Consider the following 7719-nt stretch of genomic DNA (forward strand, 5'->3'; position numbering starts at 1 on the left):
CAATGAGTCTCCCTTGACCCCGGCCAGCGCACGACCGCGCATCGGGCCGTATACATGGATGTTGCCATCGGCAAGAAGTTCCGCCCCCGGACTGACCGAGGACACCACGACCAGATCGCCACCCTGGGCGTATATCTGTTGGCCACCACGCACTGGCGTAGTGATGACACGGGTCGGTTTGATGGCCGGCTCGGGCGGCTTTTCCGGTTTCTTTTTGACTTCGGCTTCCGGGGTTTCCAGCGGCCGCTCACGGGCGCCGGATGGCGGCAGCACCGGGATGTCGATGGCGATGGCGGCCGCTATGTCTTCGATACGGCTGGCGCGAATCGCCAGGGTGCGCAGGCCATGCTGGCGGCACACGCGCATCAGGCCCGGCAGATCGACCGCGCCTTCGCTCGGTGGCAGTTTGTCCAGCGCCAGAACCAGCGGCGCGTTGCTGAAGAAGTTCGGCGCCTGGGCGACTTTGGCGGCCAATTGCCGATCGAGGCTTTCGAGGTCGTTACGGGCCAGTTCCAGCACAGTGATGGCCAGCATGCTGCCCTTGAGCTGGAATACGGGATCTTGGTCTAACGGTTCGGTTTGGCTCATGTCGGCATACAACGGCTTGTCACTAAAAGTGCCGAGACTTATAACGAGAACGCCCGCGAGCCGCAAGCCGGGTCGAACGATGTAGAATGCGCGGCCACTGTATTTACGGAAGCTTTAATGGATCGCCCGCGTTTTCGAAAAGCATTTCTTGCTCCACGCTTCTGGCCGCTCTGGTGCGGGCTGGGGCTTTTGTGGCTGATCGTGCAATTGCCGTATCCGGCGTTGCTGACCATCGGTCGATTTTTGGGCGCCTTGATGTATCGCGTGGCCGGCGACCGGCGGCGCATCGCCAAGCGCAATCTTGAACTGTGCTTCCCGGAAAAATCCGCCGCCGAGCGCAAACGCCTGCTCAAGGCAAACTTCGCCTCTACCGGTATCGCCTTTTTTGAAATGGCGATGAGCTGGTGGTGGTCCCGTGAGCGCCTGGCGAAACTGGCCCACGTCGAAGGTCTGGAGCATCTGCAAAAGGCCCAGCGTGAAGGCAAAGGTGTGATTCTGATGGCCGCGCATTTCACCACGCTGGAAATCGGCGCGGCGCTGCTCGGTCAGCAGCACACCATCGACGGCATGTACCGCGAACACAAGAATCCATTGTTCGACTTCGTCCAGCGTCGTGGTCGCGAGCGGCACAACCTCGATTCGCTGGCGGTGGAGCGCGATGACGTGCGTGGCATGCTCAAGCTGCTGCGTTCAGGTCGGGCGATCTGGTACGCACCGGATCAGGACTACGGCGCCAAGCAAAGCATCTTCGTGCCGCTGTTCGGCATTCAGGCCGCGACCGTGACCGCGACCACCAAATTCGCCCGGTTGGGTAAAGCGCTGGTGGTGCCGTTCACTCAGGAGCGTCTGGCGGACGGCAGCGGTTATCGCCTGACTATTCACCCGCCGCTGGAAGACTTCCCCGGCGAGACCGAAGAGGCCGACTGCATCCGCATCAACCAGTGGGTCGAGAGCGCATTGCGTGCCTGCCCCGAGCAATACCTGTGGGCGCATCGCCGCTTCAAAAGCCGTCCGCCGGGCGAGCCGAAGCTGTACGCCAAACGCGGTTGAACCAATCCCTATAAGCACCATGGAGTGTTGCGATGAGCCCAGCTGAACCGGTCACAGGTTTGATTCTTTCCGGCGGCGGGGCTCGGGCGGCGTATCAGGTGGGGGTGCTGGCGGCGATTGCCGAGTTGCTGCCGTTGGGCGCCGACAATCCGTTTCCGGTAATCGTCGGCACCTCGGCCGGGGCGATCAACGCGGTCAGTCTGGCCAGTGGTGCCACGGACTTTCGTGCTGCCATCGAACGCCTGACCCTTTTCTGGCAGGGCTTTCGCAGCCACCGCGTGCTGCGCAGCGACTGGCCGGGCGTGATCCACCAGGCCAGCCGCTTCGTCAGCCACAGCTTGCTTGGCCTCGGTCGCCAGCTGCCGGTGGCGCTGCTCAACAGTTCGCCACTGCGCGACCTGCTCAATGAAAAACTGCACATGCCCGGCATCGCCGAATCCATCGCGCGCAAGCAATTGCATGCGGTGGCGGTGACCGCGTTCGGCTACGAGTCGGGGCAGGCGGTGACGTTCTATCAGGGTGGCGGCAAGATTGATGCGTGGTTGCGCCATCGACGCATCGGTGTGCCGACGCAATTGTCGGTGGAGCATCTGCTGGCGAGTTCGGCAATTCCGCTGTTGTTCGCTCCGGTGAAAATCGGTGAGGAATATTTCGGCGACGGCGCGGTGCGGCAATCGGCGCCGATCAGCCCGGCGTTGCACCTGGGTGCCAGTCGCGTGCTGGTGGTGGGCGTCAGCGGCAACCCGCGCGGGTTCGATCCCGAGCAGCCACTGGAGCGCACCTACACCGGTCAACAGCCGACGCTGGCGCAGATCGGCGGGCACATGCTCAACAGCACGTTCATTGACAGCCTGGAGGGCGATATCGAGCTGCTTCAGCGTCTCAACCAGTTCAGCCATCTGATGCCCGAAGGTACGCCGACTCGCGAGTTGGGTGTGGCGCCGGTGGAGGTGTTGGTGATTTCGCCGAGTCAGCCAATCGATGAGATCGCGGCGCGACATCGGCAGGAATTGCCGGCGGCGTTGCGCTTGTTCTTGCGTGGGCCGGGGGCGACCAAGACCAGTGGGGCCGGGGTGTTGAGTTATCTGCTGTTCGAGGCGGGGTATTGCAGCGAGTTGATCGATCTGGGGCGGCGCGATGCGTTGGCCAAGCGTGAGGAGCTGTGCCGGTTTTTAGGATTGCGGCAGGAGTGAGATCTGCGGTGAGGCCTTCGCGAGCAGGCTCGCTCCCACAGGGATTTGTGTCGTTCACAAAACCAATGTGGGAGCGAGCCTGCTCGCGAAGCTTTTAGAGCGAAAGATCGCAGCCTGCGATCTTTTGATCTTTATCAGAAGTGGAACTTCACCAGGAAGCTTGTGGTGCTCTGATTGGTCTTGAACGCACCGGTATCGTCGATCCCGTACTTGTCTTTCCAGTAGTCGTATTCAACACCGACATACAACTGCTTCTCGCCGAAACTCAGCGCCTTGCCCAGGTCGTATTTGATCTGTGGGTTGAAGTGCAGGTTGGCGTGGTAATCGCCCTTGGAGTTGGAGTCGTTGTCAGTCACCCAGTCCATGAAGCCGTCGATGAGGATGTCCGACTTGCCGACCGGGATGGTGTAGGACCAGACCGGGGTAATCTGCCAGACGTTGTCACCGGCGCGTGCACCTTGGGTGTGGCGCTGGTAGAAGTTCAACTGGAAGTAGTCGAAGCCCGGGATGGCCAGGTCGAAGCCCGGACCGATCAGGTACGACTCGGTGTCGCCTTCGCCGAACTCGTAGGTCATCGCCACCAGAACGTCTTTGATCGGGCCGAACTCGATCTTCTGGTCGAGCACTTTGCCCAGCGAGATACGCGGGCTGAACTCACCGTAATAGGTGTTCGGGCCGTTGCTGAAGTCCTTGCCACCGTTGTAGAAGATCTTGTCGAGGAAGAAGAAGTTATCCCCGTACTTCCACGCATCGGCGTGCTCGAAGGTGACGGTCTGCTGGATGCGCGGGTTGACCTGGAAATCCTTGCCATAGAGGTAAGTCAGGCTGTTGTTCTGCCATTGCAGCAGGCCTTCGGCCATGGCCTGCCCCCCGGCCAACATCGATCCCGCGAGCATCAGGCTGGTGCACATACGTTTCATTCGGTTGCTCCCAAAGTAGGTGTTCCACGTTTATTTTTTTAAGATCGGCGCTCTGGTGTGGCGCCTTTTTTCGTTGCTGCAAAAGTCATCCGATCGGTCAGCTTCGCTATCGATAGCAAGAGCTGGGCCAACGCTTTCAGAAAGCAAAAAAACGCCCGTTCGGCTGCTGAAAAACAGTCGATTGAGCGTGTTTTCGGGATGCCTCGGTACTGGCCGGGGCCGGGATAAGTTGGCTTTTCGGTCAGGAATTAAATCCGGGCTTTTTTTTAGACCGAATTCAAGAGGCCGCGGAGAATACTGACTCCTTGGCCAGCTCTCAAGTGCCCCGCAACAGAGCACCGACGACAGGTATGGGGCACGGTTGCGGGTCATCTTAGAAGTGCACCTTCACCAGCAGGCTGGCGGTGTTCTGATTGGTGTCGAGGTTGCGGCTGTTTTCGACCCCGTATTTATTTTTCCAATAGCTGTACTCGGTGCCGACGTACAACTGCTTATGACTCCAGCCAAGGGCTTTGCCGAGGTCATACTTGATCTGCGGATTGATGTGCAGGTTGGCGTGGTAGGTGCCGCGCGAGTTCTCGTCGTTGTCGACAACCCAGTCCAGATAGCCGTCGATCAGCAGATCGGAATTGCCCACGGGAATGCTGTACGACCAGCCGGGGCTGATCTGCCAGACGCCATCGCCGGGACGCGGGCCCTCGGTCTGGCGACGGAAGATGTTCAGGGTGACGTAGTTGAAGCCGGGCACCTTGAGGTCAAAGCCTGGGCCGATCAGATAGGCCTCGCTTTCACCTTCGCCGTACTCGTAGGTCATCGCCAGCAAGACGTCCTTGATCGGGCCGAACTCGATTTTCTGATCGAAGATCTTGCCGAACGAAAAACGCGGAGTGAATTCGCCGTAGAAGGTGTGCGGGCCTTTGTTGCGGTCTTCCTGGCCGTTGTAGAAGATCTTGTCGACGAACAGGAAGTTGTCGCCGTACTTCCACTTGTCAGCATGTTCGAACGTCACCGTCTGCTGAATCGACGGATTGATCGCGAAATTCTTGCCGTACAGATAGCTCAGGCTGTTGGTCTGCCACAGCAATAAATCGCCGGCCATGGTTTGGGATGCGGCCAGCAGGCAGCCGCTCAACAGCAGGTTGGTTTGCGTGCGAATCATCTGTTGCTCCCTCTTGTTTTTATTTTTCAGGCGCAGAGTTGCTCTCCCACAAGGGGCTATCGGTGTTGCTGTTAATGCGGGTGCGCGTGGCAGTCGTTGATCGTTGCGCGCTCTTTGCCGCCAAGAATGTTGAACAGCAGGTTCAGCGTCAGCGCACTGAGCGTGGCCATGGCGATACCGCTGTGGGTGATCGGGCTCATCCACAGCGGCAGGTGGGCGAAGAACTCCGGACGCACCACCGGGATCAGGCCCATGCCGATGCTCACTGCCACCAGCAACTGATTGCGACGATCACCGATGTCGGCTTCTTGCAGGATCTTGATCCCGGTGGCCGCGACCATGCCGAACATCGCAATCGCCGCACCGCCCAATACGGCCGGTGGAATCGAGGCCACCAGGAACGCCGCTTTCGGTAGCAGGCTGAGCATGATGAGCAAGCCACCGGCGACGATGGTCACCGAGCGGCAGCGCACACCGGTCATCTGCACCAGGCCGATGTTCTGCGCGAACGAAGAGTGGGTGAAGGTATTGAAGAACCCGGCAACGAACGACGCGCCGGCATCGCACAGCAAGCCGCGACGCAGCATGCGCGGGCAGACTTCCTGGCCGGTGATCTTGCCCAGCGCCAAGAACATCCCGGTGGACTCGACGAAGATGATCACCACCACCAGGCACATCGACAGGATCGGTGCGAGTTCGAATTTCGGCATGCCGAAATGCAGCGGGGTAACGAACTGAATCCACGGCGCGTTGGCCATGCCGCTCAAGTCGACCATGCCGATCGCCCCGCACAGCAGGTAGCCGAAGCACATGCCGATCAACACGGAGATATTGACCCAGAAACCGCGCATGAAGCGGTGGATCAGCAAAATGGTGCCCAACACCAGTGCGGCGATGGCCAGATAAATCGGTGAGCCGAATTGCGCAGCGGCGGCACCGCCACCGGCCCAATTCACGGCCACGGGAAACAGCGACAAACCGATCGAGGTGATCACCGTGCCGGTCACCAGCGGCGGGAAGAAGCGCACGACTTTGGACATGAACGGCGCGATGATCATGCCGAAGAAACCGGCGGCGATCGTTGCACCGAAGATCCCTTGCAGACCGATACCGGGCATCCCGGCCATGGCGACCATGCTGCCCACAGCGGCAAAACTGGCGCCCATCATCACCGGCATGCGAATGCCCATCGGGCCGATCCCCATCGACTGCACGATGGTGGCGATGCCGGCGACCAGCAGGTCGGCGTTGATCAGGAAGGCGATTTCTTCACGACTCAGGCCAGCGGCCTGTCCGATGATCAACGGCACCGCGATGGCACCGCCGTACATCAGCAGAACATGTTGCAAACCGACCAGGATCAGTTGCAAAAGGGGCAAACGCTGAATGGCGGGTGCGTCGGGGATGCGCGCTTTGGACAGCTCGGACATGCAACACCTCGGATCTTTTTTATTCTTGTGATTGAACAGCTGCCGGGTTGCTCACAGCTGTTTTTTTGCATCAGGTAAACCGCGCTGCGGCTAATCGCTGGCAAGCCAGCTCCCACAGGATTCAGGTAATCCCTGTGGGAGCTGGCTTGCCAGCGATGCTTTTACTGCTTAGTTGGTCTGGGCTCCCTGGGCGATCCAGGCACCGATCAGGTCACGTTCCTGCTGGGTCATCTGTGTGATGTTGCCCAGTGGCATGATCTGTGTGGTGATGGCTTGCGCCTGGATCCGCGCCGCGTTCTGGCGGATCTGCTCAGGGGTGTCGAGCATCACGCCGGCCGGGGCGGCGCTGAACAGTGGGCTGGTCGGTTTGGCCGAGTGGCACACCGTGCAGCGTTCCTGGATCACGTTGTGCACCTTGTCGAAACCGGGGCCGGCGTTGGACGCCTGTGTCGGTGCCGCAGCAGGGGTGGCAGGTGCTGCCGGTTGCGCTGCTTCAGCCGGTTTCGCGCCACCACCCAGTGCCGTTTCCGGCAGCGGCTGGTACTCGATTTTCGCTGGTGCGTTGGCCACTTCCGGAGCTGTCGACATCGGCGTTGGGCCGGTGACGTAAGCCAGGCTGATCATCCCGACCGCTGCGACAGGCAGCGTCCATGCAAATTTGTGGCTGTCGTGACGGGTGTTGAAGTAGTGACGCACCAACACTGCAAACACTGCGATCCCGGCCAGGATCAACCAGTTGTACTGGCTGCCGTAAGTGCTCGGGAAGTGGTTGCTGATCATGATGAACAGCACCGGCAGGGTGAAGTAGTTGTTGTGACGCGAACGCAACAAGCCTTTGGCTGGCAGCGCCGGATCGGGCGTGCGGTTCTCGGCAATCGCCGCCACCAGTGCGCGCTGCGCCGGCATGATGATGCGGAACACGTTGCCGACCATGATGGTGCCGATGATCGCGCCGACGTGCAGGTACGCACCACGACCGCTGAACACCTTGCTGAAGCCATATGCCGCGCCGATGATCAGCACGAACAGGATGAAACCGAGCAGGGCAGGGCGTTTGCCCAGAGCGGAGTCGCACAGGAAGGAGTAGATGAACCAGCCGAGGAACAGCGAGCCGATACCGATGGCCACGCCTTCAGGGCCGCTCAGCGTGCTGCCCGGAGCCAGCAGGTAAAGCGTCGGGTTGTAGTAGAACACCACGCACAGCAGCGCGATCCCCGACATCCAGGTGAAGTAGGCTTCCCATTTGAACCAGTGCAGGTTCTCCGGCATTGCCGGCGGGGCCAGTTTGTATTTTTCCAGGTGGTAGATACCGCCGCCGTGGATCGCCCACAGATCACCGGCCAGACCGGTTTTCGGGTTGACGCGGTTGAGGTTGTTCT

Annotated in this window: 7 protein-coding genes; 2 read left to right on the top strand and 5 right to left on the bottom strand. The window is 60.3% G+C overall.

Going from position 1 to position 7719, the window contains the following annotated elements:
* Positions 1-588: septum site-determining protein MinC (gene minC, locus ACIOVB_RS26450; RefSeq protein WP_401272155.1), on the bottom strand; the 588-nt coding region annotated here is incomplete at its 3' end.
* Between the two features lie 117 nt (positions 589-705).
* Here minC and ACIOVB_RS26455 point away from each other — a divergent pair.
* Both ACIOVB_RS26455 and ACIOVB_RS26460 read left to right on the top strand, forming a co-directional pair.
* Positions 706-1638, top strand: coding sequence for a lipid A biosynthesis lauroyl acyltransferase (locus ACIOVB_RS26455; RefSeq protein ID WP_187680057.1), 933 nt, complete (start codon positions 706-708; stop codon positions 1636-1638).
* Positions 1639-1670: 32 nt separating this feature from the next.
* The gene (locus tag ACIOVB_RS26460) at positions 1671-2831 is read left to right on the top strand and encodes a patatin-like phospholipase family protein (protein WP_187680058.1); all 1161 of its coding nucleotides are present in this window, start codon (positions 1671-1673) and stop codon (positions 2829-2831) included.
* 134 nt (positions 2832-2965) lie between these two features.
* On the opposite strand, the gene ACIOVB_RS26465 is transcribed toward ACIOVB_RS26460, so the two are convergent.
* The 4 genes from ACIOVB_RS26465 to ACIOVB_RS26480 form a co-directional block, all read right to left on the bottom strand.
* On the bottom strand, positions 2966-3751 hold the full coding sequence (locus ACIOVB_RS26465) for an outer membrane protein OmpK (protein ID WP_077571766.1): 786 nt from the start codon (positions 3749-3751) through the stop codon (positions 2966-2968).
* Between the two features lie 373 nt (positions 3752-4124).
* A complete protein-coding gene (locus ACIOVB_RS26470; RefSeq protein WP_401272156.1) occupies positions 4125-4910 on the bottom strand; it encodes an outer membrane protein OmpK in 786 nt (261 codons plus the stop codon).
* Positions 4911-4981: 71 nt separating this feature from the next.
* Positions 4982-6340 (bottom strand): nucleobase:cation symporter-2 family protein, encoded by a 1359-nt coding sequence (locus tag ACIOVB_RS26475; RefSeq protein WP_401272157.1) that lies wholly within the window; start codon positions 6338-6340, stop codon positions 4982-4984.
* A 168-nt stretch (positions 6341-6508) separates the two neighbouring features.
* A partial coding sequence (locus ACIOVB_RS26480; protein ID WP_401272158.1) for a urate hydroxylase PuuD occupies positions 6509-7719 on the bottom strand: 1211 nt, incomplete at its 5' end.

The organism is Pseudomonas sp. NPDC087639, assembly GCF_044743385.1.
GTDB lineage: Bacteria > Pseudomonadota > Gammaproteobacteria > Pseudomonadales > Pseudomonadaceae > Aquipseudomonas.